This window comes from Microbacterium sp. NPDC058389, from assembly GCF_042722305.1.
Classification (GTDB): Bacteria; Actinomycetota; Actinomycetes; order Actinomycetales; family Microbacteriaceae; genus Microbacterium.
Genome location: NZ_JBHXJQ010000002.1, coordinates 279346 through 305258 on the forward strand (window position 1 = coordinate 279346; position 25913 = coordinate 305258).

Below are 25913 nucleotides of genomic sequence, written 5' to 3' on the forward strand. Positions count from 1 at the left end.
ACAGAGAGGTAGTTGATGTGGAAATGACCGGCCCTCACGCCCTCCCGGCACGCGCCGCGGACACCGATGGTGCACCGTCGACCATCATTCGCAGGCAGTTCGATCGACTGCATCTGGCGCGCGTGCAGTCCCACGGACGACCGTTCGGCTCCACTCTCGATCTCGATGAGCAGCAGTGGCCGTTCGTCGTGGCCCACAGCATGTCGGGGTCCGCGACAGTTGGCGATATCCGGCTGGGGGAGAGTGAGTTCGTCGTCCTGACCGCCGGCCGGTATCGAGTGAGCATCGAGTCGGGTGCTGACATTGTCATCCTGCGAATTCCGGCGGAGACCGTTGGCCCGCACGGCGCGGTCATCGCCGAGGCGGCGGGTCGCCCGTTCATCGCCGCCGAGGGAACCCCAAGTCTGGTCGCTCACCTCATTGCCGGGCTCGCCGTTCAAACACGTGACTATTCGACCGAGAATCCAGGCAGACTCGCCCAGCACGTTGTCGGGCTGCTCGCCTTGACCTGCGCCGACATCGTCCGGTCCCGGGATGTGTCGGCTCCGGGAGTTCTGCAACAGGCGAAGGTGTACATCGAGGCTCATCTGCCCGAGATCGATCTGACTCCCGATCGAATCGCCTCGGTACTGAACGTGTCCACTCGGACTCTCCATCGCGTCTTCGAGGCGCAGGACCAGACGATCAGCGGATGGATCCGCGCCCGACGTCTCGAACAGTGTCGTGTCGAGCTCACCGACACGTCTCAGGCGGGTCGACCTGTCAGTGCGATCGGCGCCCGCTGGGGACTGTGGGACGCCGCCCACTTCAGCCGACTGTTCAAGTCCACTTACGGGCAGTCGCCTCGGGCCTACCGCGCGCAGGCCCTCGCCGCCCGTTCTCGCACCACCGTGCAGCTAACCGGAGTGGCGCGCTGATGGGCATCGATCTTGTGAATTCGGCTGAGGACTTCACCGACGACTTCATTCGGGGCTTTGCCGCCGCGCATGCTGACCGCGTCCGTCGCGTGCCGGGCGGACTTGTGCGACGGCTCCAGGCTGGGAGCAACGAAGTCGCGGTCGTGATCGGCGGCGGCACCGGCCACTTTCCGGCGTTCGCCGGGCTGGTCGGGGAGGGCCTCGCCCATGGGGCTGCGCTCGGTAACGTCTTCGCCTCACCCTCCGCCCAACAGGTTTTCGACGTGGCAGTGGCTGCGCATCGTGGCGGGGGTGTGCTTTTGGCATACGGCAACTACGCGGGTGACGTGCTGAACTTCGACGAGGCGCAGCGTCTGCTGCGGCAAGCGGGTATCGACTGTCGCACCGTGCGGGTCACGGACGACATCGCCAGTCGTCCGCTCGATCAACGGGAAGAGCGGCGAGGAATCGCCGGGGACCTACCGGTGTTTACCCTCGCAGGCGCCGCCGCCGCGCGCGGTCTGCCGCTCGATGACGTGGAGCGGGTCGCCCGTGCCGCGAACGATGCCACCCGTACTTTCGGGATCGCCTACAGCGGATGCACGTTGCCTGGTGAGGCGGAGCCGCTATTCACCGTCCCGATGGGTCAGATGGCGCTGGGCCTGGGCATCCACGGTGAGCCGGGACTTGAGCTTGTCCCACGGAGCAGCGCTGCAGCGACTGCACGCGTCCTCGTTGACCGCGTGCTCGCAGAGTTCGACTGCACGCGGCGCCGGGCCCTCATCATCGTCAACAGTCTGGGCGGGACTTCTCTTGAGGAATTGTTCGTGTTGTACGGCGGTGTCGAGGCCCTGCTAAGCGACGCCGGAATCGAGATCGTGGCCGTCGAGGTGGGGGAGTTCTGCACCAGCTTCGACATGGCCGGCGTCTCGTTGACCATCACTTTGCTCGACGACGAGCTCGAGGACCTGTGGGCCGACCCTAGCGACGCCCCGGCATTCCGGAAGAGCCCTCGCCGGGCCGATCGGAGTGTCGACCTTGCACGTGAAGCAGACTCTGCCCTCGGCCGTCCCACCTCGGCGGAGTACAGCGAGGCCAGCCACGAATCTCGTCGTATCGCCGCCCTGATCGCTACCGGCTTCGAACTCGCACGCGATGCGGTTGAGCAGGAAGTCGGCGAACTCGGCCGACTGGACGCGATCGCTGGAGACGGTGACCACGGAATCGGAATGCAGCGTGGCGTTCGCGCTGCCTCCAAAGCGGCCGCCAGCGCCGCCGCCGCGGGCGCAGGTGCCCACAGCACGTTGAACGCCGCCGCCACCGCGTGGGCAAATCGTGCTGGTGGCACCTCCGGCATGCTGTGGGGCGCCGCGCTCGCGGAGATCGCCGCACACCTCGACGACGAGACTGCGCCGACGGACGCTGACCTCGCCGCCGCCGTGGTGTCAGCACGCAACGTGATCACTTCCCGAGGCGGTGCCTCGCCTGGCGACAAGACCCTCGTCGACGCCCTCCATCCGCTCGCTCAGACGTTCGCCGCCAGGGTGTCGGAGGGTGAGCCCCTCGCAACATCCTGGGGCGCAGCTGCCGACGCGGCAGCGAATGGTGCACTTGCCACCACATCACTCACCGCGCGACGCGGGCGCGCGAAGACTCACGACGACAGAAGCATCGGAACGCCCGACCCGGGCGCCGTTTCGCTCGCGCTCATCGCGCGGGCCGTTGGCGGCCTCGCTGCCGGAAAGGACACGCAGCAGAAATGACCGACTCGCTCCGCATCGTGGTGGGATCTGATGACGCTGGCTTCACCTACAAGGAAGCGTTGAAGGCAGACCTTGAGGGCAACCCCAGCGTGGCCTCAGTGATCGACGTCGGCGTTGACGGTGACGGTCACACCGCATACCCGGTGGTCGCCATCGCCGCCGCCGAGCTGATCGCTCACGGCGAAGCCGACCGCGCGTTGCTGATCTGCGGCACGGGCCTCGGCGTCGCCATCTCCGCGAACAAGGTGCCTGGGGTGCGGGCTGTCACGGCGCATGACAGCTATTCGGTCGAGCGATCCGTACTGAGTAACAACGCACAGGTGTTGTGTCTTGGCCAGCGTGTCATCGGGTTGGAACTTGCCCGCCGCATGATCTCGGAGTGGCTAGGGTACCGGTTCGACCCCACCAGCGCGAGCGCTGACAATGTTGCGATCATCGGCGAGTACGAGACGGGCTGCCGGTGACGATCGCTCCGCTCGTCGCGGTCAGCCACAAGGCCTACTTCGATGCCCGGCGGACGCGTCAGTGGCTTGCGAGCGTCGCCAAGCAACTCGCAGCAAGACCAAGGGGCGCTGCCACCGAACTGCTCGTGCTACCGGCGACGCCGCTGCTGGGAGATGCGGTCACGGCGCTTGCGGGGACGGGCGCCAGCGTCGGGGTACAAGACGTGTCCGCACATGGCCTTGGGGCACACACCGGGGAACTGCCTGCCGAGCTCGCCAAGGAACTTGGCGCTGCCGTCGCGATGGTCGGACATGCAGAGCGACGCCGCGACCAGGGAGAGACCGACGATCTGGTGCGTCGCAAGGCAGCCGCGGTCTGGGCCGCGGGCATCACGCCGTTGATCTGCGTCGGTGAGACCCAGCAGGCCAACGCCGCCGTCGCCGCCGCGAAGACCGTCGCTCAACTGTTGCGAGTTCGTCCTGACATTGCTCCCCAAGGTGCCCGCATGATCGTTGCCTATGAGCCGGTCTGGGCGATCGGCGCCGCGGACGCCGCGCCAGACGATTACGTCGTTCAGGTGTGCGAAGCCATTCGCTCTGAAGTTGCCGGCCTTCCAATCGACAGTCGCGTGATCTATGGCGGCAGCGCGGGGCCCGGGCAGCTGACCCGCCTCGCAGATCATGTTGATGGTCTCTTCCTGGGACGTCGAGCGCACGATCCTGCGGCGCTTATCTCGGTGCTGGACGAGGCGTTGACGCTCAACCGAACGGCACGCAGGCACAAGACGATCCCATCGCCCACCGGGAACCTGGAGAAGCTGCCCAACGCCGGGCACAGAGATGAGCAGGAGCAGTGGTGAAGGAACTTTCGGTCGCCTTGATCGGCGGCGGATTCATGGGACGCGCACACAGCCTTGCGTACGCGGTCGCACCGATCGGCGCAGACCTGGGGGTGACGGTGGCCCGTCGGGTGCTGGTGGACGTGGATCCCGCGCGCGCGGCCGAAGCCGCGCAGGCACTGGGGTGGCAGGAGACTGCGACAAACTGGCGCGACGTCATCAGCCGGGACGACATCGACATCATCGATATCTGCACCCCACCGCAGTTCCACGAGGAGATCGCTCTCGCTGCGATCGCCGCTGGAAAGCATGTGTTCTGCGAGAAGCCCATCACGAACGATGTCGACGGAGCCCTGGCGATGCGCGACGCCGCCCGCGAAGCGAACGTCGTTGCCCAGGTCGGGTTCAATTACCGGCACAGCGCCGCAATCGCTTACACGAAGCAGCTTCTGGACGCGGGTGAGCTCGGCCGCCCTCTCGCCTTCCGGGCCAGCTACCTGCAGGATGGTGCGTTCTGGGCCGATCCGGCCCGATGGCGTGCGAAGAAGTCGACCGGCGGGTCGGGCACGGTCGGTGACATCGGCTCTCACATCATCGAAGTCGCCGAGCATCTGTTCGGCGACATCCGCAGGGTCGCCGCTCGGGTCCGCGCGCGGGACATGGATGCGGGGTGGCAGGACGACCAGGCCCGCATCGACGAGGATCTCGTCGATGACGCCGGGGTGTGGCTCGCTGAGTTCGCGAACGGCGCGATCGGTACCTTCTCGGTGAGCTCGTTCGCGTCGGGCCGCAGCAACCGGTTCTACTTCGAACTGGACGCTACCCGTGCTGCGGTCGAGTTCAATTGGAACCACCGTGACGAGTTCAGGGTGTCCTTCGTCGATGAGCGTCCGCAGTTGCGTGGCTTCCGCACCGTGCCGATCAGCACCGCTCACCCCACCGGGTGGTGGCACATTCCCGGCATCGGAGCCGGCTACATCGAGACCAGCGGACAGCAGTTCCGCTCATTCCTGGAGTCGATCGTGTCGGGCCGGCCCGCCGACCCGGACTTCGGTGCTGCGGCGCATGTGCAGCAGGTTGTCGAGGCGGTGCTGGAAGCAGCCGCTGCGGACTGCTGGGTAGAAGTTCCGAGACGAGATGCCGCACGATGAGCGCCATCCGATTCGGCACGAACATCATCACGTTCTACGACCCGTCATGGTGGGGCCTGCCCGCAGGGCTGACGCACCCGGAGTGGGACCGCGCGTTCCGTGCTGACCCGCGTCACTACTTCGACACCATGCTCGACGGCGCGCGAGACGCCGGCGTCGAAGCGATCGAACTCGCACCGGATCCGGCCGGGTGGGAGGCGGCGCTGGCCTGCTACGGCTCTCCCGCGGCCTTCCAGGAAGCCCTTGCAGAGCGTGGCCTGGTGCTGAGCTCGTCGTATGCGCACGGCCGCCAACTCATCGGCGCGGCGATGGAGAGTGTCGAGGGCCGCGCTGTCGCGGCTGATGCGTTCGCCCGGCACGCCCGCTTCCTGGTCGAGATGGGCGCGGACACGATCGTGTCAGGCAATATCTCCCGCAGCAGGTTCGGCAACGACAGCCCCGATGACACCGCGATCGCCGCCGACTTCACCCGCCCTGTCAGCCAGGAGGTACACGAACGCTTCGCTGAGGAGCTGAATCGCCTGGGTGAGATTGTCGCCCGTGAAGGTGTGCTGATCGCCATCCACACCGACGCGTATTCGATCTGTTCCCGCGAGGAAGACATCGCCACCGTGATGTCGTTGACGGACCCAGCGGGGGTCGGCCTCTGCCCGGACGCGGGCCACATCGCACTGGATGGTGGTGACCCCGTCCAGGTCCTGCGCGACAACATTGCACGAGTGCGCACCATGCACTGGAAGGACTGCGCCAACCCGCTGTCCGGACACCTGCTGCGCGGCGACCAGAAAGAACGGCACGCAATAATGCTCACGCACTTCCGCGTTCTCGGGTCTGGCACTGTCGACTGGGAGAGCTGGATGGGCGTGCTGCGCGACCATCGCTGGCGCGGCTGGGCGATTGAGGAGATCGACAACTCGCCCGACCCAGTCGCAGAACTACGCCGCGGGCTTGCCCATTTCCACGACCACCTGGCCCCACTGTATCCAGACGCATGACCGCGGTATCGGTGTTCGGGCAGGCGACGGGCGCGTTCGAACCAGTCGAGGACCTGTTCGCGCGTGCAGTCGCCGCCCAGGGCGGAAGCGCCTCGCTCGCCATCATTCACGACGGGCGTCTGGTCCTGGACCTCGTTGGGGGCGAGCGGCGCCCGGACGCACTGCAACTCCTGTTCTCTGTGACGAAGCCTGTCACCGCTGTCGTCGCCCTCCGGCTACATGAGCGGGGGGAGCTCGATCTTGATCAACCACTCGCCGAGTTCTGGCCGGAGTTCTCGAAGCCGTCGACCGCGCGCATCACGTCCCGGATGGTGTTGCAGCATCGGTCGGGCATTGCGTCGCTTGACCAGACCCTCAGCCTGCCGCAGCTGCTGGCCGGCGAGGACGACGCTGCGGTAGGCGCCCAGGAGCCGTACTGGGAGCCCGACACGGACCACGGGTACCACGCCTTCACCTTCGGCACCCTGATGCGCGGTGTGTTCCGTCGCGTGCTGGATCGGTCGACCACCGAACTTGTCGCGCACGAGATGGGTGTGCCCGATCTGTGGATTGGTGCGCCGCAGCACGTACGCCATCGGATCGCGCCCATACACCGCGTCCCCAGCACGTCGACGCCTCTGATGGAGTCGGTCCGCGAAGCATCTGCGATCCCGGGGAGCAGCACGGCCCGGCTGGCTGCGACGAGCGATCTGTACAACGATCCGAGGCTCCCTGACGCGGACTGGCCCTCCACCGGCGGCTTCGCGACCGCACAGGCATTGGCTCAGTTCGGGGCGGCGACGATCGATGGGTCGCTACTGTCGGCCCCCGCGCTGGCGAACCTCACTGCGGTGCGTTCACGCGGCGTTGACCGTGTGCTGGGCGTACCCATCGCGCTCGGCACCGGGGTACAGCGGCCGTTCCCGCAGCTTCCCCTTTTGGGCCCGGCCTCGTTCGGACACGAGGGCGCAGGCGGTTCAATACTCGCTATCGACCCCGAGACAGCGATCAGCGTCGCGTGGACGACGGACACGTACCCCGCGCTGCCCGGGGCAAGTCCGGTGGCTCTTGGTCTTCTCGCCGCGATTCGGCACTGCATCGAAACTCCCCGGGGGCTCTGACGCCATCCCGATCCGTAGAGGAAGGGCACGCATGACCGCGCAGAACATTGAACACATCGGCATCCTCGTCGAGAACCTCGAAGAGGCCATTGAACGATGGTCGGCAGCACTCGGGTATCAATTCAGCCCGGTCGCCCGGTACCGAACGCAACGATGGGTCGATTCCAGCGACCGATCCCCACACTTCCATGACGCGCGAATCTCATTCTCGTTGCAGGGGCCGCCGCGCATCGAGCTGATGGAGGTGTCCGGCAACGGCACGCACTCTGCAGCACAGCTCGGCATCCATCACTTCGGATTCCCCGGGCATGCGGACCCGTTGGCGAGCGCTGCCGCGTCCGGTCTCGCCGTTGATGGTCAGTCGTTGACCGGGAACGGGGATACGCTCCTGTGCTTCACGGAGAAGGCGGCGCTGGACGGGATACGTCTGGAGTTCATCTCGCCGCTGCCCGGGCCTGTGGTCGCCGACGATGGACGACCGTTGCAGCGTGACGCACTGACGGGGCGCGCGGACTTGTGGCTGCCTCCGCTGGAGGACGCGTAACCAGCTGGGACGCGGGCGAGGGTGCCCGCGTCCCGCCGGCGAGGTCAATCGTTGGGTGACGCAGGCGGGGTACCCAATTGCTTGAGGTCATCCCAGAATGCGTCCGGGATGACTGAGTTGACGAGGCCTGGCAGTTCCTGGAGTCTGCGGATCGAGTAGACGCCCACCACGGTCGAATGGATCCGCGGCTCCTTCAAAGAGAACGCGAGAGCGGCCGCCGCAACATCGACACTGTGGTCCGCGCAAAGGCGGTGGACGGCGGCGATGAAGTTGAGCAGTTCGTTGGACGCATCGCGGTAGCCGTACGTCTGCCCGCGGGAGGTGGAACCAGCGAGGATGCCTCCGCCGAATGGTGCAGCATTGAACACGACCATGTTGCGCTCCGCCGCGAGATCCAGGATCCTCCCCGCGGAGCGGTCGACGAGTGTGTACCGATTGTGGGTGAGCACGGCGTCGAACGCGCCAGTTGCCACGTAGTCCTCGACCAGAGCTCTAGTGCCGGCCGCGATTCCGATGGCGTCGATGAGCCCCTCATCGCGCAGCGATTGCAGCGCCGGAACCGCGCCGCCCGGAGCGAAGGCCTCCTTGATGGTGATGCCATACGGGTCATGCAGATGCAGCAGAGGCAGCCGCTCCAGCCCCAGCCGGCTTATCGACTCCTCGAACGACCGGCGGACCCGGTCACCGTCGAAGACACCCGTGTCGGGGTCCGGATCGACCTTCGTGAACACGACCTTGCCGGGCGCAAGTCCACCCGAGCGTCGTATGGCACCACCGATCAGAGACTCGCTCTGTCCAGCCGCGTAGACGTTGGCGGTGTCGATCTGCTGAAACGGCGACGCCAGCAGCGCGTCCGCCAGTGCGGCGTTCGCGCCGTCACGTTTGCCAAGAACTGTCGTCCCGAGCGTCACGGGTGCGATTGCCTGCCGGTCGACCATGGATTCACGCCTTTCAGTTCACGGGGGCGGTGCACCCCTTTGCGCTCAGTATCCCGAGCAGGGAAGGAGGTGCTCGGCAGTTGGCCGGGACGCGCAACCTGAGGCCGGCTATCTGGCACGCACTGACAAGACTCGACTGCGCGTGAGCGGCAGGCTGGCATGAGATGGCCAGTGTTTGATTCGTGGTCGTGTTCGAAGAGTAGGGAGTGCCGGTGAGGGCCGTTGTGACGAGCATGCCGGGTCGGGTGGATCTGGTGACCGATTGGCCGGAGCCCGTATGTGGTCCGGACGAGGTGATCGTGCGAGTGCACGGCGTGGGGTTGTGTGGAACCGACCTTGCCGTGATCGACGGCAAGGCTGTTCCACCGTCGACACCGTGGGTGGTCGGACACGAGGGCGGCGGCGAGATCGTGGCCATCGGCGCGGCGGTGCGTGACCGATCAGTCGGACAGAGAGTGGTGATCGAGCCGAACCTTGGGTGCGGAACGTGTCAGCTCTGTCAGGACGGGCGGACATCCCGTTGCGCTCAGCGGCAAAGCATTGGCCACTCCACCACCGGACTGCTCGCCGAGCGTGTGGCGGTCCGCGCTGACCACACCTGGGTTGTGCCGGACGACATGCCCGTGGCCGCAATCGCGTGCTTTGAGCCGCTCGTGGTCGCCGATACCGCCGTGCGTCGCGCGGGAGTCGCGGCAGGCGACGAGGTGCTCATCCTGGGGGCTGGCTCGGTGGGCCAGCTTCTGGCGCAGGTGGTGCTTGCTGCCGGTGCTGTTCCCTTCGTCATCGATACCCACCCGGGGCGCCTTGCCCATGCGGTCGACCTCGGAGCACGCAATGGCGCCGAACGACCTGGGCACCTCTACCCGTTCGTGTTCGAGACCACCGGAGCCGGTCCGGCCTGGCAGACGGCGTTCGACTCCGTTGCCCTCGGGGGACTGCTCACACTGATCGGCTTCACTCGGGACGCAGTACCCGTTATCCCGATGGAACTGGTTCGCCGGCAGGTCACCGTGCGAGGGCACCTGATCTATGACCATCCCGCAGATTTCGGTTCCACCCTTGCGCGTGTCCGAGACGCGGAGCTCGTCCCCGAGCAAGGGGTGCATGCGGTCCACCCCGTGACGGACGCGCAGGCAGCGTTTGACGCTGTGCGCCAGGTGCCTGGCAAGACCTGGCTCGACTTCTCGCCCTGGCTCGATTGACCAGACCATTTGCGGCCTCGCCACCGGACGGCCGATTGATCGTAGGATCAGCCAAGCCACTCGGCATGGAACGTCTGAGCTGCCTCTCGGCAGCGGTGTTTGGCGCCTGGTGGCGTTTCGAGAACATGCCACCGGCTCGAAGAATGACGGGCGCTGTTCGCGCCACGGTTCTGGTCGCACTCGCGCTCACCTGGTACCAGATCAGATAGGTCGAGTCTCGAACCTTGACGATCCGCGGCAATACCGCCACAAGGGCCGACTGCACCCCAGAACAGGGATCACTTGGCCCTGCCCCAGGGTGGCGCCGACACAAGACCACGGCGGTGAGCGATCGTGGGGCGTGGCGCCGATATGGTGCTCATCGTGGACTGCGAAAACGACCCGATCTCCTGTCAGCTCGGCCGCATCGTGGAGGAGATGAGTCGGTTCGACTGGAACGATTTCCTGTCCACCCTCATCGCCACTCTGGTCGGTGCGGCCATCGCGGCCATTATCAGCGTGCTGCTCTATCGGCATGAGTCCAAGACGCGGCGAACTGCTGAGATCACAGATGCCGTGGTGATCCTGATCAAGGAGATCCAGGTTCATTCATCGCGCACCCGGGACTGGTTCGAGGAGCTTCAGTCGTTTCGCTCCGAGTGGGGTGCCGGGGCGAGGATCGTCGATGGGAAGCTGACCGCGTCACCGCCGGCACCGATTCGGCCCGACCGCGCTGGCCTCGATACGGCTGTGGAGACTTTGATAGTGCTCACCAAGGGCGACGACCGCAAGATCGCCGAGCGGGTGCGCCAGGTCCTCTACGAACTGACATTCATCGCCGACGGCCACCTCGCGGCCATCGAGTACGGATCGGTCCGTCGCGTGCTTGTCTCGTGGCGAGCAGGCAAGCGCTCGACCCAAGACACCCTCGCGAGCCTGCAGATCATCGACGGACGGCGGCAGGCTCTCGAGGCTGGCGCCCGGCCCGACACGCTGCGGCCTTCGCCGGAACCGTACGAGCGCGCGATCGCCCCGGACGCGGCGTCCGCTCGGCGATAACCCCCGTCGCTGAGCGGGAATCCTCCCGACAGTAGGAGGCGGCGAGGGGGCTTCGTCGGCCGCGGCCTCGTCGGGGTTACGTCGCCGAATCGCCGAATCGCCGACTCCGCCTGGTTGCGCGGCTGTAAGGAATTCGTTGACTAAAAAGTGAACGATCACTATTGTCGCTTTCGTGCGGTCGGGCTGCGGCGGCACCCACGACGAAGGAGTTGCGATGTCCGGGATTGATAGAAGGACCTTCCTGCGCGCGGGAGTCGGTGTTGCCGCCACGACGGCCCTCCTTGGCGACGTGTTTGTCGCGGACGCGCCGGCACACGCTGCCCCTGACGACAGCTGGACGCTTGAGAATCAGGTGCTTCGAGTCACCGTTCGATTCGCAAATGGCTCGGTACACCTTGACGCGCTGCGCAACCTGCGGGCGGGAGTCGAATACCTGAGTGACGCGCCCCGAACTCACCTATTCGTCTATACGCTCAACGGGGCCACCGAGGTCAAGGCCGATGACGGCGGCTGGGTTCTCGAATCGACCACGGAGAATGTCATCTACGCGGCGGTTCCCGGCGGCAATCAGCGTGTAGGGCGTCAGCGCGTGCTCGTGATCAGTCGGACCAGTCCAGTCCCGATGCGCGTGACGCTCTACTTCGAGCTTTATGACGGATCGTCGGGGCTGCGCTACTTCACGAGGATCAAGAACAACGACCCAGCGGCAAAGCTCACGATCAGCGAGTCGGTGGTGCTCGCTCTTGGGATCCCCTCGGCTCCACACGAGACCTTCTACGTGAATAACATGCGGTGGCACTCGACGACGGGCCCACTCAGCCCGGCTGCCCAGATCACCACAGACCATCGGACGCGCGCGGAGCGGGCAAAGAAGGCCATCGTGGTCTACCCGGCCGGGCACGGCTGGTCGCTCAGTCCGGAGCTCAACTGGAAGACGCAGAAGGGCAAAGGCTCGGAGGCCGAATACATGCAACCGCCATTCGCGGGGCTAAATCTGTGGAGCGGGGTGACCAACGTGCGCATCGACACGCGGCCCGAAGTGCTCCAACTCGTCCTGTTTCCCAACGAGGAGTTCGAGTACCTCTCGGTCAACTTCACGGTGTTCACGGGGACCGTGGTGGACGGGAAGATGGCGGAGCAGACTCACTTCCGTCGGAGGTTCCGCTACAACAACGTCAGCACCTTGTTCAATACGAACGACTGGGACTGGCGCTCGGCGGCCCGCCAGAACCGCTACTACAGGGATGTGGTGGTGCCGAAGGCGGCGGCTGCGGCGATGGGCATGGTCATGTTCGATGACCTGTGGAACACCACGCGCGATTCGATCGACGTCGACCCCACGCTGCTTCCATCAATCGGCAGTCTTGACGAGATCGCCCAACTCATCAGCAATAACGGAATGAAGTTCGGCATGTGGTTCAGCTTGACGGGCGGTTACCACAACCAGGGGCGTGATCTCGCGAACCACAGCGAGCTTGACGCTAAGCGGACGCAGATCTTGGCGCTCATCGAGAACTACGGGCTAGAGCACCAGATGATCGACCTCACCGAGTTCTGGCAGAACGACGCAGTGACCTCCTACTCGCACCCCACCGACAACGTCTATCGGAAGGCCGTCCTTAGCCGGAACATGCTCAACGGCATCGTCGCGGAGCATCCCGGATTTGGCGTGAAGCTCACGAGTGAGGTTGACATCTTCCCCACCCAGACCGACCGTACGAACGGTTTGTTGCACGTCGTCGACAACGGCTGGCTCACGGCGCACGGGGCGGTCACGGACAGCCCTTCGATCGAGACGGTGATCTGCTCGTTTGGTCATCTGCCGATGGGTTCGACGTACCTCGCCGGAAAGGTCTCGGGGAGGATGGAGGACTACTACTCATACCTCCCAGTGAGGAACGTCAAGTTCCCGCAGGACCCGGGAGACCCTGTGGCCTGGCCCACGGCGGGCATCACGCTCATGAGTAAGTTCAATCGCTGGCGCGCGCATCCGCGGATTTCTGCGCTGACCGAGAAGGACTTCCGTCCGGTGTATCTTGGCCAGGGCTGGGACACTGCGAACTGGACTACCTCGGTCGGACCGTATGCGTGGATGTACCTGAACGACGATCGCACCAGAGGGCTGCTCGTGGCCACGGCAGCGGGCAAGAGTCAACGAACGCTCACCGCGAATCTGCGGTGGCTGTACGACAGCGTCTCCTACGCCATCGTCGACATCACGCTCGACGACAACACCGTGTTCACCTACGCATACCGGGGGATCCGCACGGGAGCTGCCTGGAAGCAGCCGGGATTGCCAATCGACCTCACGCAGAACACATCGGCAGGGAAAGCGTTCTGGATCGACACGCCGCCGGCCACGCCGGGAATCTACGTGACGTATGCCGACCACAACGTCCAGCGCGCTTGGATCGACGGTGGGCGCCTTCTGTTCACGGGAAAGCCCAATGCGCAGGTTACGGCTGTACTCATTGATTCGTCTGTGGATCGCGCACGATTCGTGCAAGTGACGTTGAGCGCCTCCGGATCAGCGGATGTTGCGATCCCGACCACCGGGTGGGTTGCACCGGCGTGAAGTTGACCAAATAGTGAACGATCACTATTCTGTTCATGGCGGCGAAACCGCCAATCACCCTGATGGCGTCCCCAGGCCGGCGCGATCGTCAAAGATGACGGATAAGAGGCACACTCATGACACTGACACCATCTACGCGATACCGGCTCGCGCTCGGCGTTGCATCGCTCGCCGTCGCCGCGCTGGCACTCACCGGCTGCGGCGCGCCCGGCGCTGGCGACCCCGAAGAGACCGCGGAGGGGCTGGTTCCGGTCAAGCCCACCGAGCCCATCGTGCTCAACATTCTCGACGGAGGTGGCGATCTGACTACGAACGGGCACATTGTTGAGCAGTTCGTGGCCGACCACCCCGAACTCGTCAAGGAACTCAACATTCAGACCGCCCCGGGCACCGACGTGGCGGGCAAGGTGCTCGCTCAGCAGAGCGCCGGTAGCGTCGACATCAGTCTTGTCCTCGGTGGGCTCGGAATCCTCGGCAGCGAAGGAACCGGCCCCTATCTCGAGCAAGTGTCAACGTACGCCGACAGCCTTCCGGATCTTGCTGAGATCCAGGATGAGGGAATGTCGAACATGCAGGCGCTCGCCGATGGCTACGGCGTTATGGTGCGCTACGACAAGGCGGGCCCACTGTTGATCTTCAATGACGAGGTGGTGTCGGCGGACGAGATCGATACTCCGGAGAGACTGCTCTCGTGGGCGGAGGCCAATCCCGGTCGATTCGGATACGCGCAGCCGCCGAACTCGGGTCCGGGGTTCACCTTCCTGCAGGCGCTGCCGTACCTGCTTGGCGACGACGACCCGAGTGACCCCGAGAACGGCTGGGACAAGACATGGGCGTACCTGGAAAAACTCAACAAGGTGGTCACGACCTACCCGCCGTCGTCCACGGTGATGAATCAGGCCTTCGGTGCAGGCGAGCTCGACGTTGTGCCGGCGCTTGACGGGCAGGAGATCTACAATCGCCAGAACGGCGTGATTCCAGCCGATACTGCGATCACCACCTTCAAGAATCAGCACTGGATCGAAGATGCGCATTTCGCGTGGATCCCCGAGGGCGTCAGTGCCGAGATGCTGTATGTCGCTCTTGCGCTCCAGAGTGCGATCCTCGACGAGGACGCTCAGCGCTCGACGATCGCGCTGGGTGTTCTGAACACTGCAAACAAGAACGCGACGATCGAGAACGCTACGGCCGAGGGCAAGGCGTTCCTGGCGGAGTGGGGGCGTCCCGACTTCTACCCCGAAGCCCTCGCCAGCGGTACAAGCCACACCCCGCTGCAGCCGGCCGTGCTGCAGAAGGCTTTCGACCTCTGGCAGCGAAAGATCGGCAGCCAGGTCGGCAACTGAGTCGCGCTAGTGTTGCCGCGTCGGTGGGGCTCAAGCCATCACTGCCCCACCGACGCGGCGATCCCCAGATGAGAGGTCCCAAATGGCCACGCAACCGAGGCGGCGTGCGACGATGCGCGATGTCGCGCTTCTCGCAGGAGTCTCGCATCAGACCGTGTCGCGGTACCTGCGCGACGAGGGAGGTCTGAAGCAGGCTACCGTGGGGCGCATCCGGTCAGCGATCGAGACTCTCGATTATCATCCGGATCTGGTGGCGCGGTCCATGCGCACTCGACGCACTAATCGCATCGCAATCGTCCTGCCAGAATCCACAAACTGGGTGCCGCTGCGAATGCTTGCCGGCGCGGCGCAGGTGGCTCGCCAGCACGGCTACGCGATCGACGTCGTCGGACTCGGTGGCGATCCCGCACTGCGCACCCAGGATCTCATCGAACTCGTCGAGTCCAGGCAGGCCGCAGGAGTACTAAGCCTGACGCCGCTCGATGGCATCCCCAACATGGGGGGACAGTCTGCTCACCAGCTGCCAATGCTGGTAGCAGGCAGCTACGACGAGCATATGCACTTGCGGGGCGGGCTCGCTGACGGGTCGGCCATCGCTGATGTCGTGAAGCATCTCGCGAGACAAGGACACACGAGGTTCGTCCACCTCGCCGGTCCGCAGGAGTGGGCGTCGGCTCGCAATCGCAGTGACATCTACCAGCGCACGATCGCCGAACTCGGCCTCGTCTCCATCGGTACTTACGTCGGGGCGTGGTCACTCGAGTCGGGATACGAACTTGCGGGATCTATTGAGCGGTCCTCCGGGGTGACGGCGGTGATCGCTGCCAATGATCAGATCGCGCTCGGTGCGATGCGGCGGCTTCTTGAGGGCGGGTGGCGGATCCCAACTGACATCAGCGTCTTCGGCTGGAACGACGACGACTTCGCCGCGTACACGACCCCAGCGCTTTCGACAGTCTCCGCCGACTTGGTCGGCGTCGGCGCGGACGCGATGGCGCAGCTGATCGCGGTGCTTGATGGCCGTGAACCGGGCTACGCAGAGGCGCGTCTCGAGACCGCCCTGGTGGTGCGGGAGTCGAGCGGGCCCGCGCCCCACTAATCCGGCTGCCCCACCACGAGATACTCGTCACCCGGCGGGTGAACGTTCACTATTTCCATTCCACAGTATACAAATCGACAAGATGGAGCCTCTCTATGGATCGCCCGACACACGAGCCCGCATGTTGCGAGAACGGGGCCCGGCGATGACTGCATCCACGGCGTTCAACACTCTGTCGCTGCGGGGGGTCACTCGCACCTATCCGAAGGCGACGGCTCCCGCCCTGCGCAGTTTCGACCTCGACATCGAGCGAGGGGAATTTGTGGCGTTGCTCGGGCCCTCCGGTTGCGGGAAGTCCACCGCACTCGCCTGCCTCGCGGGACTCCAGCCGTTGTCCGATGGTTCGATCTGGCGCGACGAGCAGCGCATCGACACCCTCCCGGCCGAGAGGCGCGGCTTCGGAATGGTGTTCCAGAGCTATGCACTGTTCCCGCATCTGAGCGTGCGCGCCAACGTTGAGTTCGGACTTCGGATGCGCGGCGTACCCCGTGTCGAGCGCCGACGACGCGCGATCGAGATGCTTGATCTCGTGCAGTTGGAACAGCACGCGGACAAGTTGCCCGCCCAGCTCTCCGGCGGCCAACAACAGCGTGTCGCGATCGCTCGAGCTCTCGCGATCGACCCCGACTTCGTGCTCATGGATGAGCCTTTGTCGAACCTCGACGCGGCGCTACGGGTGGGTATGCGTACCGAGATCAAACGGCTCTACCAAGAGCGTGGGCTGACGGTTCTATATGTCACGCACGATCAAGAGGAAGCACTCTCGCTCGCGACCCGTATCGTCGTACTCCGCAACGGCAGAATCGAACAGGCGGGAACTCCGGCCGAGGTGCACGAACAGCCAGCGAGTCCGTACGTCGCAGGATTCATGGGATACCGGAATCTTCTCGATGGGGCGCTGCTAGGCGGCAACGACTCCGACGTGTGCGTTCGTGTTGGCGAGCTCGAACTCACCGGGGTCGCTGCAGGAGCGTTCGATTCTGGGTCGGGCGTCGTTGTCGCGGTTCGGCCGGCCGACATCCGGCTCGGTTCATCACCATCAGCCACCGGCCACGGGATTGCTGAGGTCGTCGAATACCACGGCCGCCAGCGTTCGGTTGAGCTGCGTCTCGCCGACGGTTCGTTGCTACACGTGATGACCGACCTCGCGGTTGAACAGGGCAGCGTCGTGGACTTCGAGTTTGATCCGCAGCGCGTGCTCGTCTATTCGAGTGATGCGCCCGAGGCTGTGGAGCCGGTATGAACTTGCGCACGGACATTCAGAACGGGCAGCTGAAACGTCGTCTTGCCGAGCGTGACATCGAGTGGTCGCTACTGCTGTTGTTGCCCGCCGTACTAGTCGTCGGCGCCCTGTTCATCTACCCGTTCGTGTACGGGGTGGCGATCTCGTTTCAGCCACGCATCGAGGGCGGGCCGTTCGCAAACTACATCGCGTTCTTCAGCGACTCGTTCATGTCGGACACGATCTGGAAGACTCTGCGGCTCGCGCTCCCAGTCGCACTCGTGAGTGTCTCGATTGCCACGCCGATCGCGTACCAGGCCCGGCGCGACTTCCGAGGGCGGGAGATGCTGGTGTTCGTCATGCTTCTGCCCCTGACGTTTGGCAGCATCCTGATCGCCCAAGGCATGTCGCGTGTGTTCTCCTCTTCCGGCTGGTTGAACCTGCTGCTCACCTCGATCGGCGCTGACAAGGGGCAATTCATCTACAACTACACCGGCACCTTCATCGCCGGAGTACTCACCACGACGCCCTTCGCCTTCTTGCTCATGCTTGGCTTCTTCGGCGGTATCGACCGACGGATCGAGGACGCGGCTGCGACACTTGGTGCAAACCGGTTCCATCGCTTCTGGCGGATTACCTTCCCGCTGGTGCTGCCCGGACTCATCACCGCGCTCATGCTGGCGCTGGTCGAGGCGTTCGCGATCTTCCCCTCAGCGATCCTCGTTGGGCAGCCCGACAACGCGACACGCGTGCTGACGATCCCCATCTATCAAGCGGCGGCACAGCGCTCGGACTACACCGAGGCCTCGGCCATCGCCGTGATCCTCACAATCATCGAACTGCTGCTACTCGGATCGATGGTCGCATTGCGTAACCGCATCTTCCGCGGCGCAGCCGTCGGCGGGAAAGGATGAGCATGTCGTACTTCCGCCGCACACGCCCGACCTTCACGCGGATCGTGACCTGGATCGCCGCAGGCGTGTTCATCGCGTTCTTGCTTGCGGTGTTGTTCTCAGTGGTGCTGACCGCCTTCGCCACGAAATGGGGTGCAAGTTGGCTGCCGGAGGGATTGACGACCGGCTGGTTCGCCGAGGCGATCGACACGCCAGGCCTCGTGAACTCGATCGTGGTCACGTTCCAAGTGAGCTTCGCCGTCGTGGCGATCGCGCTGATCGCGGGCGTGCCCGCCGGCTACATCCTTGCGCGCAAGAACTTTCCCAGCCGGTCTGCTCTCATGCTGTTGCTGTTGCTCCCCGTCATCCTGCCGTCGCTCACCTACGCGGTGCAGCTCGCGGCTCTCATGTATCGGATTGGAATCGGCGGATCGTTGCTGGCCGTGATCGTCGTGAATCTCGTACCGACGGTACCGCTGGTGATCCTCGTGACGGTTCCCTTCGTCGAGCAGATCTCGCCCGACGTCGAGCGTGCAGCGCGAGTGTTCGGGGCTGACTCGGGCAGGCTCTTCATCCACGTTCTCGTTCCCCTGCTCGTGCCCGGAATAGTCGCGGCCGCACTGCTTGCCTTCGTGCGCACGCTCGCCGCCTTTGATCTGACGTTCTTCGTCTCGAGCGCGAAGAGCCAGACGCTCGTCGTGTCGATCTTCGGCAAGCTGTCAGACCCCGGCGGGCCGCCGATCATGCTGACCGCTGCGATGACTGTCTTCTACATGCTGTTTGCGCTGGTCGGACTCATCGTGAGCGCCCGATTTTCCAATCCCGCCCAGACCCTTGGTCGCTCGGCCGCCTGACCTGGAGAAACCCATGACCACCGCGTCCTCAGACGAGTTCACTGTTCTCTTCATCGGCGACAGCGTCACAGACGCGTCCCGCGGGTCCGACCCCGCTGGCCTCGGCGACGGCTATGTGCGACGGATCAGCGAGGAGTTGGCGAACATCGCACCCACGGTGCGCGTTGTCAACCGCGGTGTTGGAGGCGACCGTTCCCGCGACGTGCTTGCCCGCCTAACGACCGACTGCCTCGAAGAGGCTCCGGACCTCGTAAGTGTTCTGGTCGGTGTTAACGACGTCTGGCGGAGATTTGACCGCGATGATCCCACATCCGTTGAGCGATTCACGGCGGACTGCCGCGAGATTCTCACCCAGATTCGAGATCAAACTGATGCCCGCATCGTCGTTTGTGAGCCGTTCGTCATCCCGATCGACTATGCCCAGCGGGGCTTCCGGGACGATCTCGAACCAAAGATCGCCGCACTGCACAACTTGGCCACCGAGTTCGGAGCGAGAGTTGTAAATCTGGACAGTTTGCTTCATCGCCATGCCGGAGTCGTTGGGGCCGCGGCGGTCGCTCGCGACGGGGTCCACCCAACCGCCTACGGGCACAGTGTGATTGCGGACGTCTGGTTGCGCGCGGTTGCGTGCGATCTGCCCCTGGTTGAGGCCTCGTGGACTCTCAGCAGGTTCGGTGACGAGATCAACGATGACCCGCGGGTACAGGTCGCCGTGCTCACGGCGCTTGGCGCATCCGCGATCGAGGTGCGCAGTGCTTGGGGCACCAATGTCATCGATCTCACCGCCGCTCAGCTGGGCGAACTGGCGAGGGAGATTTCGGACGGCGGACTCACCGTCTCCGCGATCGCGTCGCCGATCGGAAAGGTCGCTGTCGAGCATCGCGACCAGGAGCGTGCGCGACTCGCTGTGGCGATCGCAGCAGCCAAGCGGCTAGGAACCGACAGCATTCGGATCTTCTCGTTCTACCCGACCGACCCCGAGCGACCGGACCTCGACCACCGCGAGGTAGTGGAAGGCCTGCGCGCGCTGGCCAAGATGGCAGAGCATGCCGGCATCGTGCTGCTGCACGAGAACGAGAAGTGCACTTACGGGGACGTCCCGGAGCGAATCCTGCGACTCGTTGCGGAGGTGGACTCGCCCGCGTTCCAGTTGGCCTGGGACTCGGCAAACTACGTGCAGGTGGGGATCGTCCCGGATGGCGCCATGATCGAGCTGGTGTCGCCGTGGCTCCGATACCTCCAGGTGAAGGATGCATCGCTCCACGACGGTGCCGTGCGGCCTGCTGGCGAGGGTGACGGTGGGCTGCATCTTGTCGCCCGGATGCTTCTTAAGCGGGGGTACCGCGGGGTTGCTTCACTTGAACCACACCTCTCGTCCGCGTTCGAGACGGGCGGCTTCTCGGGACCGGCGGCGTTCGGACTCGCAGCGTCCGCCCTCCGGAGAGTTGTCGATCAGCAGTGCGTGGAGCTGCGATGAGCTTGCGCCTATTACTCGTAGGCGCCGGCACCATCGGGCGGTCCCGCCTGAGCTGCTATGACATGGCGTTGGCTCCGGGCCTCACTCACCCGCGTCGCTGTCGATCGCGCCCTTCACGACGGTTCGATGCGCGACTGGCAGCCGCGAGTCGAGGAACAGCTCCGGGATCGGCCTGGGTCTCGGAGGTGTCGCGGGCGGTCGGGGATCGATTCGCCCGCGACACTGCCCTAGTGGGTTCGACCAATCGTCGAAGGCGCTCGTGAAGAGATTGTATTGGCGTCGTCGAATCCCATGAACTGGACATGGCATCCGGACACTAGTGGTGCTCTCCCTTCCATCACGTCACGGGACAGTCTGACGACGTCCGCGGACGTGGGTAGCATGCCTGAAGTGCCTCCTGGGGGGGTGCAACCCTCTTGGCTTCCAGCCTCACTCGACTGCGCCTAACCGCGCGCCAAGGAGCTCCACAATGGCGTCCACGATTAGCCTCACGCCGCCTCCGCCGAATTCTGATGCGAAGCCCGGCAAGCGAAAGCGGCTTCCCGTCTGGGTATGGATCCTCATCGGAGTCATCTCCGTAGGGCTGCTGTTCGTGCTCGCCCCGCTGATCGCCATCGCGGCTCTCACCGTGCTCATCACCGGCATCGTCGCCCTCGCCAAGAACACGCCGACGTGGCTGCGGTTCCGCTCCCGCAACGTCGCGATCATCGCGACCGCGATCGCCGCCGTCGTGCTCTTCGTCGCCGGGATGCTGACCACCGTCGTCTACCCGAAGGCCGCGGAGGCCGGCAGCGAAAGCGACCCCGCACCCATCTCGGCGCCGATCACCCCGACGACGGCACCGGAGCCCGAGGTGTCCGCAGAGCCCGTTGACGACGAGATCACCGATGAGGCGTTCGCCGGTCAGGTACAGACCGTCGCGCACGCCGGTGCCACCGCCGACCAGACCGCGCTCGCAGTCCTCGCCACCCTCGAGGTGAAGGGCCGCGCCCCGAAGACCGGGTACGACCGTGACCAGTTCGGCCAGCGGTGGCTGGACGTCGACCGCAACGGCTGCGATACCCGCAACGACATCCTCGCCCGCGACCTCACCAACATCGACGAGGTCAACTGCCGGGTCTACTCCGGCACGCTCGCCGACCCCTACACCGCCACCACGATCAACTTCGTCCGCGGCAACGACACCTCCGCCGACGTGCAGATCGACCACTTGGTCGCCCTCTCCGACGCCTGGCAGAAGGGCGCCCAGCAGCTCACGCCGGACCAGCGGGCATCGTTGGCGAACGATCCGATGAACCTCCTCGCCGTAGACGGTGCCGCAAACGCTCAGAAGGGCGACGGGGACGCTGCTACCTGGCTGCCGAAGAACAAGGCGTTCCGATGCGAGTACGTCGCTCGGCAGGTGTCCGCGAAGGCGATTTACGGCCTCTGGGTCACCCAGGCGGAGCACGACGCGATCGCTCGGATCCTCAGTGAGTGCCCCGACCAGATGGCGGTCACCTCCACATTCGCCGCCGCGGCGCCCGTCGTCGAAGCCGCACCTGAGCCCGCCCCGGCTCCTGCGCAGCCTGGCCCGGCTCAGCCTGCACCAGCACCTGCACAGCCGGCACCCGCTCAGCCTGCCCCTCCTCCCGCGCAGCCGGCACCCGTCGAGGTCTACTACAAGAACTGCGATGCGGTCCGCGCCGCCGGCGCCGCGCCGATCTACCAGGGCCAGCCCGGCTACGGCTCGCACCTGGACCGCGACAAAGACGGCATCGGCTGCGACACATGACCTGGGACGGACGATCGCGCGCCTGCATGCGTCCGCGGGGTGGTGGGGCTGAGAGCATGACAGCTCGACCGCAACGATCGTTCGGACGGCCTCTCTGAATGCCCTTTCATCGCAGGACGAGTGTTAGCCGGCTCATGCGACGCGGCGCGAGCGACACCGGCCGGCATAGCCAGAGTTCTCGGCTTTCCACCGATGTAGTCTTCTTCGTCGATGAAGAAGTTCCTCACCTCCGGGCGTGCGCGGTTCGTCGTCGCCGCGACCCTGTTGCTCTTCGCGTTGTTCTGCATCTCAGCAGCTGTGTTCGGCGCGTGGTGGCGTTTCGAGAACATGCCTACGGCCGAAGAATGGCAGGCGCTGTTCGGTGCGACCGTGCTGGTAGCGCTCGCGTTAACTTGGTACCAGATCAGACAAGTCGACTCCTCGAACCTTGAGCTTGTCCGGGCAAACGAACTCTCTCGTCAAGCCAACCTCGAAATCAGCCGACCTCGTGTACAGGTGTACCTGCAGATGGATCGACAGGTCCTGAAGAGCCGTGGCCAGTCGGTGCAGGGCACGATGTACCTGGCGATCCGGAACACCGGACAAAGTCCCGCCCTCAACGTGAAACTCCAGGTCGATGTTCCCTTCAGCTCTTCGGAGGAGTTCTTCATGCCAGGAAGGATGCAGCCCCATTTCGAGGAAGTGAATGCGGTCTTCGACGGCACTGTGCGCTTCCCCGTCATGAGTAAAGACGCCCCGTACGTGTGGCTTATGGGCCGGGTGCCGCGCATCTTCGACGAAGTCGCCGGCGTGCCGCGGCGGTACGAGGTGACCGCGTCGTACGACAGCTCCGCGGGGGAGTCGTACGTCGAGAAGATGCCCCTCGATCTGGATATCGAGAAGCGAATCGAACTTCCCGTCCCCCCGCTCGTCAGAATCGGGAAGGACATCGAAGTGGTCGGCGACCACTTGAAGTCCATCAGCAGCTTGGTGGCCGCGGCATCGCGTTCCGCCACGCCCACCCCTGCCGCTCAGTCGCCTCTACGACACCGCCGTCCACGGATCCGACGCTCCCGGTGACCTCGCTCCGGCGCCCTTCCCGCGATCGTAGGGCGCGCCCCGAGAACGGTGCGTTGCGCACGTTGACGTTCCAATTCTGGCCCGGTTGCACTCACGACGGGGCTTGCCGCGCCCACCAGTCTTCCCAATATCGCAACGGGGCTCGTTCGACGAGCAGGTCCACGGGGGAACCTCCGGAAGACATCACATTGAAGTCGAGCATTTCGTGGACGACCGTCTGTAACGGGTCATCGAGAGTGCCGCCGGCCGCCATCTGAGCAACCTCACGCCCGGTTCCCGCGAGGATGTCGGCGACTTGTACCCGCGCGTCGAGTCTTGAGTCGATGACGCGTATTCCTCGCAGGTCTGCTCGCGGGAGCGCATGCTCGCCGAGCGAGAGCGGCGCGCGGGCGCCCGCGACGATGGCGTCGCGCACCGACTCCGTCAGAAGACTGTGTCGGTCGTGGAGGAACTCGAATGGAACCCCGAGGCGCATGTGCCATGTCATCGACACGGTAGCCAGCGACGGTGCGAGGGGATCCAACTCTCGAAACTCGACCGGGTCCGCATTCACATGCTCCAAGGTGAGGTGACGAGCCTCCCAGACCTCCGTGAGGATCTCAGAGACCTGACGGTCGCTGCAGTTCATACGGGCATTCGCCAGGGCAACGAAGAACGGCCAGACAGATGCGGCCTTTGAACCGGCGCGCGCGTATGAGCGAATGACGTCGTTGAACGCGAGGAGCAGCGCATCCCAACGTCCCCGGCCGACCGCGCGGGGCCCCTTCCGGTGAAGCAGGTCTGTGAGGTACCGCCCGAGGCCGCTCAAATGTACGTCCTGCCCATTCCGCTCACCGAGTTCGGCCAGGGTGAGCACGATCATCTTCGCGGTGATGAAGTACGACTTGTCGACGAAGTAGATGTTCGCTTGGCCATCCAGCGCCGGGAGCGCGTCAAGGAGTGCTGCCCGGTTCCGCGGTGTGAGGACGGACCCGGACTTCATCTCAGGTGCCTGCGCTCGAGTCGCGACGCGAAGCCGTGCGATGAACTCCTGTGCGTCGGACAGGGGCAAGCTGGTGCTTCCGTGCACGAACACGGGGTGCTGACTCGCGATGAGGTTCTCACCCTCCGAGGCCGATTCATCGCAGGCGATCACCGTTAACGACATCTCGACCCCCAGCGCCTGTCCGAAGTCGCAGTTTACGGTGCCCTTGCGCCACCTCGTCGAACGAGGCAAATCGGTGGGCGCTCCACGAATTGCGGCCATCGCCATGTCACCTGCAAGCAGCCACGACGCCCGCGGTCGCTGGAACGCTGGAGCTCAAACAGCTCGCAGTGTTCCAACCGGTGATGGCCGGTCGATCACTGGTTCGGGGCGACCTCGCTGTCAACGTGATTCCAGGTCAGCCGGCGCGGACTCACAAGCGTAGGAACCTCGTCGCCAGGGCAAATGAACGCGAACGACGGCTCCCGGGCAGCGCGGTGCTGGAATCCTCGGCCGGTTGTTTCGTCGAGTGTGAAGGTGCGGTCATCGTGGAGTGTGACCGTGAGGGTGCGGGTGTGCGGCATGAATGCCTCCTGGCTCGGTCCGTCGTCGACCTGTGTGGAGGACGATCAGAAGACGCAGTCTGTACCTCGCGGAAGGCCGGCCGACCCCCTTTTGCTGTGACTGTGCCGAGTTTCGGCTTTCGCTGCCACTGCTCCCAGTCTGGCGCGGAGTCGCTGACGACCCGCGCTCAAGGAGGCGCTACAGTCCACCCCAACGTGCACGCAGCCGGCGACAGGGCGTGCGTTGCCGCCCACGCTCACCCCGGGCCGGCGATGCTGGCAAACAGCACGGCCAGCAGGGCGAGGCTAGAGCGCCACAGAAGCCCTGACGCCTGGGGTGACGGACGCGGTCGCACGGGAGCCGTCCTCGCTCACCGAGAGGGGCGAACACCGGGGATCCGAAGGCGACGCGGGGGAACGCCGGGAATGTCGGTTCGCGCCGAATGACGAGTGTCAGCAATCGCGTTCGCGAGACAGTCCTGCCGGTATGAGGCTGACTCATCCATACGGATGAAGTTGCTGCGGCCCGTCGGTGGAGATGCGTTGGGGTGGAACGCGAGATTCTGGCCCAGTTCACCACCTTAGGGCCGGTCATCGCTGTATTTCTGCGGCTACGCGCTTTCCCCTGGGCTCATAACGTGAACCCCGATCCACACGGATCACGATCGGGAATTCGAAAGGATGCGCAGATGAAAACCACCGTTGGCGCCAAACGGGGAGCGGCACGTGGCCGCCGTCTTCTCGGCACGTTGGCGATCGTCCTCGGAGTTGTCGCCGGATCCACGTTGGCAGCTGCACCCGCCAACGCGTGGCTCTCGTCAGCGACCTCGGCGTCCCCCGCAGGATGCTCCGGGGGCTTCTCGGGGAGCAGCTACAAGCCGACTTCGACGACCGGCTACGCGAGTGTAAGCAACTACGGAAGTACATGCTCGGGCACAAGGCCGGCCGGCGGCGCGGCGATCCGCTACAGCAACAACACCTTCATTTCGGTGTGCATCACGACCACCACAAAGCACAGCTGCAGCGCCACGATGCAGGTTGGAACGGCGGCGGTCGGGGGCTACCACGACTGGGGAAGCAAGTCCTTCACAACGTGACAAAGCAGATCCGTACGTTCGCCGGGGTGGGGGGGGGGGGCGGCGCCGGCCCCCCCCCGACCCCCCAGGGCCGGGGGGCCGCGC

21 protein-coding genes are annotated in these 25913 nt (G+C 65.0%); 19 read left to right on the forward strand and 2 right to left on the reverse strand.

Going from position 1 to position 25913, the window contains the following annotated elements; all coding sequences use genetic code 11:
- Positions 1-23 precede the first annotated feature (23 nt).
- The 8 genes from ACFWJ8_RS04150 to ACFWJ8_RS04185 are packed head-to-tail and all read left to right on the forward strand — an operon-like array spanning position 24 to position 7731.
- Complete coding sequence (locus ACFWJ8_RS04150; RefSeq protein WP_378809301.1) at positions 24-917, forward strand: helix-turn-helix domain-containing protein; 894 nt, start codon at positions 24-26, stop codon at positions 915-917.
- On the forward strand, positions 917-2659 hold the full coding sequence (locus tag ACFWJ8_RS04155) for a dihydroxyacetone kinase family protein (protein WP_378809304.1): 1743 nt from the start codon (positions 917-919) through the stop codon (positions 2657-2659). The genes ACFWJ8_RS04150 and ACFWJ8_RS04155 overlap by 1 nt, the downstream gene beginning before the upstream one ends.
- Positions 2656-3123, forward strand: a complete 468-nt coding sequence (locus tag ACFWJ8_RS04160; RefSeq protein ID WP_378809306.1) for a ribose-5-phosphate isomerase — start codon at positions 2656-2658, stop codon at positions 3121-3123. The genes ACFWJ8_RS04155 and ACFWJ8_RS04160 overlap by 4 nt, the downstream gene beginning before the upstream one ends.
- A complete protein-coding gene (locus ACFWJ8_RS04165) occupies positions 3120-3962 on the forward strand; it encodes a triose-phosphate isomerase family protein (protein ID WP_378809308.1) in 843 nt (280 codons plus the stop codon). The genes ACFWJ8_RS04160 and ACFWJ8_RS04165 overlap by 4 nt, the downstream gene beginning before the upstream one ends.
- The gene (locus ACFWJ8_RS04170) at positions 3956-5092 is read left to right on the forward strand and encodes a Gfo/Idh/MocA family protein (protein ID WP_378809310.1); all 1137 of its coding nucleotides are present in this window, start codon (positions 3956-3958) and stop codon (positions 5090-5092) included. The genes ACFWJ8_RS04165 and ACFWJ8_RS04170 overlap by 7 nt, the downstream gene beginning before the upstream one ends.
- Positions 5089-6087 carry a sugar phosphate isomerase/epimerase family protein gene (locus ACFWJ8_RS04175; protein ID WP_378809312.1) on the forward strand — a complete coding sequence of 333 codons (999 nt, stop codon included), beginning with the start codon at positions 5089-5091 and terminating at the stop codon, positions 6085-6087. Before ACFWJ8_RS04170 ends, ACFWJ8_RS04175 begins: the two co-directional genes overlap by 4 nt.
- Entirely contained in the window at positions 6084-7187 is a 1104-nt protein-coding gene (locus ACFWJ8_RS04180) for a serine hydrolase domain-containing protein (RefSeq protein ID WP_378809315.1), read from the forward strand. Before ACFWJ8_RS04175 ends, ACFWJ8_RS04180 begins: the two co-directional genes overlap by 4 nt.
- Before the next feature lie 31 nt (positions 7188-7218).
- On the forward strand, positions 7219-7731 hold the full coding sequence (locus ACFWJ8_RS04185) for a VOC family protein (RefSeq protein ID WP_378809318.1): 513 nt from the start codon (positions 7219-7221) through the stop codon (positions 7729-7731).
- Positions 7732-7775: 44 nt separating this feature from the next.
- Here the strand turns inward: ACFWJ8_RS04185 and ACFWJ8_RS04190 are convergent, their stop codons facing one another.
- Complete coding sequence (locus ACFWJ8_RS04190; RefSeq protein WP_378809320.1) at positions 7776-8669, reverse strand: aldo/keto reductase; 894 nt, start codon at positions 8667-8669, stop codon at positions 7776-7778.
- Between the two features lie 245 nt (positions 8670-8914).
- Here ACFWJ8_RS04190 and ACFWJ8_RS04195 point away from each other — a divergent pair, with 245 nt between their 5' ends.
- From ACFWJ8_RS04195 to ACFWJ8_RS04245, 11 genes are all read left to right on the forward strand, one after another.
- Positions 8915-9871 (forward strand): zinc-binding dehydrogenase, encoded by a 957-nt coding sequence (locus ACFWJ8_RS04195; protein WP_378809322.1) that lies wholly within the window; start codon positions 8915-8917, stop codon positions 9869-9871.
- 351 nt (positions 9872-10222) lie between these two features.
- Positions 10223-10909, forward strand: coding sequence for a hypothetical protein (locus ACFWJ8_RS04200; protein ID WP_378809324.1), 687 nt, complete (start codon positions 10223-10225; stop codon positions 10907-10909).
- A gap of 214 nt (positions 10910-11123) precedes the next feature.
- The gene (locus ACFWJ8_RS04205; RefSeq protein ID WP_378809325.1) at positions 11124-13484 is read left to right on the forward strand and encodes a hypothetical protein; all 2361 of its coding nucleotides are present in this window, start codon (positions 11124-11126) and stop codon (positions 13482-13484) included.
- 116 nt (positions 13485-13600) lie between these two features.
- On the forward strand, positions 13601-14827 hold the full coding sequence (locus ACFWJ8_RS04210) for an extracellular solute-binding protein (RefSeq protein ID WP_378809327.1): 1227 nt from the start codon (positions 13601-13603) through the stop codon (positions 14825-14827).
- A gap of 82 nt (positions 14828-14909) precedes the next feature.
- Entirely contained in the window at positions 14910-15926 is a 1017-nt protein-coding gene (locus tag ACFWJ8_RS04215) for a LacI family DNA-binding transcriptional regulator (RefSeq protein WP_378809330.1), read from the forward strand.
- A 145-nt stretch (positions 15927-16071) separates the two neighbouring features.
- Complete coding sequence (locus tag ACFWJ8_RS04220) at positions 16072-17169, forward strand: ABC transporter ATP-binding protein (protein WP_378809332.1); 1098 nt, start codon at positions 16072-16074, stop codon at positions 17167-17169.
- Positions 17166-18062 carry an ABC transporter permease gene (locus ACFWJ8_RS04225; protein WP_378809334.1) on the forward strand — a complete coding sequence of 299 codons (897 nt, stop codon included), beginning with the start codon at positions 17166-17168 and terminating at the stop codon, positions 18060-18062. Before ACFWJ8_RS04220 ends, ACFWJ8_RS04225 begins: the two co-directional genes overlap by 4 nt.
- A gap of 2 nt (positions 18063-18064) precedes the next feature.
- Positions 18065-18895 carry an ABC transporter permease gene (locus ACFWJ8_RS04230; RefSeq protein WP_378809336.1) on the forward strand — a complete coding sequence of 277 codons (831 nt, stop codon included), beginning with the start codon at positions 18065-18067 and terminating at the stop codon, positions 18893-18895.
- A 13-nt stretch (positions 18896-18908) separates the two neighbouring features.
- Complete coding sequence (locus tag ACFWJ8_RS04235; RefSeq protein WP_378809339.1) at positions 18909-20372, forward strand: TIM barrel protein; 1464 nt, start codon at positions 18909-18911, stop codon at positions 20370-20372.
- A 469-nt stretch (positions 20373-20841) separates the two neighbouring features.
- Positions 20842-22146 (forward strand): DUF1524 domain-containing protein, encoded by a 1305-nt coding sequence (locus ACFWJ8_RS04240; protein ID WP_378809341.1) that lies wholly within the window; start codon positions 20842-20844, stop codon positions 22144-22146.
- A 210-nt stretch (positions 22147-22356) separates the two neighbouring features.
- On the forward strand, positions 22357-23205 hold the full coding sequence (locus ACFWJ8_RS04245; RefSeq protein ID WP_378809343.1) for a hypothetical protein: 849 nt from the start codon (positions 22357-22359) through the stop codon (positions 23203-23205).
- A 91-nt stretch (positions 23206-23296) separates the two neighbouring features.
- Here the strand turns inward: ACFWJ8_RS04245 and ACFWJ8_RS04250 are convergent, their stop codons facing one another.
- A complete protein-coding gene (locus ACFWJ8_RS04250; protein WP_378809346.1) occupies positions 23297-24457 on the reverse strand; it encodes a hypothetical protein in 1161 nt (386 codons plus the stop codon).
- Between the last annotated feature and the right edge of the window lie 1456 nt (positions 24458-25913).

Bases quoted from the DNA above. Each gene is read 5' to 3' on its own strand.
- ACFWJ8_RS04210 (WP_378809327.1), top strand. From the start codon at position 13,601: ATGACACTGACACCATCTACGCGATACCGGCTCGCGCTCGGCGTTGCA.
- ACFWJ8_RS04200 (WP_378809324.1), top strand. From the start codon at position 10,223: ATGGTGCTCATCGTGGACTGCGAAAACGACCCGATCTCCTGTCAGCTC.
- ACFWJ8_RS04180 (WP_378809315.1), top strand. From the start codon at position 6,084: ATGACCGCGGTATCGGTGTTCGGGCAGGCGACGGGCGCGTTCGAACCA.
- ACFWJ8_RS04225 (WP_378809334.1), top strand. From the start codon at position 17,166: ATGAACTTGCGCACGGACATTCAGAACGGGCAGCTGAAACGTCGTCTT.
- ACFWJ8_RS04240 (WP_378809341.1), top strand. From the start codon at position 20,842: ATGGCGTCCACGATTAGCCTCACGCCGCCTCCGCCGAATTCTGATGCG.
- ACFWJ8_RS04160 (WP_378809306.1), top strand. From the start codon at position 2,656: ATGACCGACTCGCTCCGCATCGTGGTGGGATCTGATGACGCTGGCTTC.
- ACFWJ8_RS04175 (WP_378809312.1), top strand. From the start codon at position 5,089: ATGAGCGCCATCCGATTCGGCACGAACATCATCACGTTCTACGACCCG.
- ACFWJ8_RS04250 (WP_378809346.1), bottom strand. From the start codon at position 24,457: ATGGCGATGGCCGCAATTCGTGGAGCGCCCACCGATTTGCCTCGTTCG.
- ACFWJ8_RS04150 (WP_378809301.1), top strand. From the start codon at position 24: ATGACCGGCCCTCACGCCCTCCCGGCACGCGCCGCGGACACCGATGGT.
- ACFWJ8_RS04215 (WP_378809330.1), top strand. From the start codon at position 14,910: ATGGCCACGCAACCGAGGCGGCGTGCGACGATGCGCGATGTCGCGCTT.
- ACFWJ8_RS04155 (WP_378809304.1), top strand. From the start codon at position 917: ATGGGCATCGATCTTGTGAATTCGGCTGAGGACTTCACCGACGACTTC.
- ACFWJ8_RS04185 (WP_378809318.1), top strand. From the start codon at position 7,219: ATGACCGCGCAGAACATTGAACACATCGGCATCCTCGTCGAGAACCTC.
- ACFWJ8_RS04235 (WP_378809339.1), top strand. From the start codon at position 18,909: ATGACCACCGCGTCCTCAGACGAGTTCACTGTTCTCTTCATCGGCGAC.
- ACFWJ8_RS04245 (WP_378809343.1), top strand. From the start codon at position 22,357: ATGAAGAAGTTCCTCACCTCCGGGCGTGCGCGGTTCGTCGTCGCCGCG.
- ACFWJ8_RS04190 (WP_378809320.1), bottom strand. From the start codon at position 8,669: ATGGTCGACCGGCAGGCAATCGCACCCGTGACGCTCGGGACGACAGTT.
- ACFWJ8_RS04205 (WP_378809325.1), top strand. From the start codon at position 11,124: ATGTCCGGGATTGATAGAAGGACCTTCCTGCGCGCGGGAGTCGGTGTT.
- ACFWJ8_RS04220 (WP_378809332.1), top strand. From the start codon at position 16,072: ATGACTGCATCCACGGCGTTCAACACTCTGTCGCTGCGGGGGGTCACT.
- ACFWJ8_RS04230 (WP_378809336.1), top strand. From the start codon at position 18,065: ATGTCGTACTTCCGCCGCACACGCCCGACCTTCACGCGGATCGTGACC.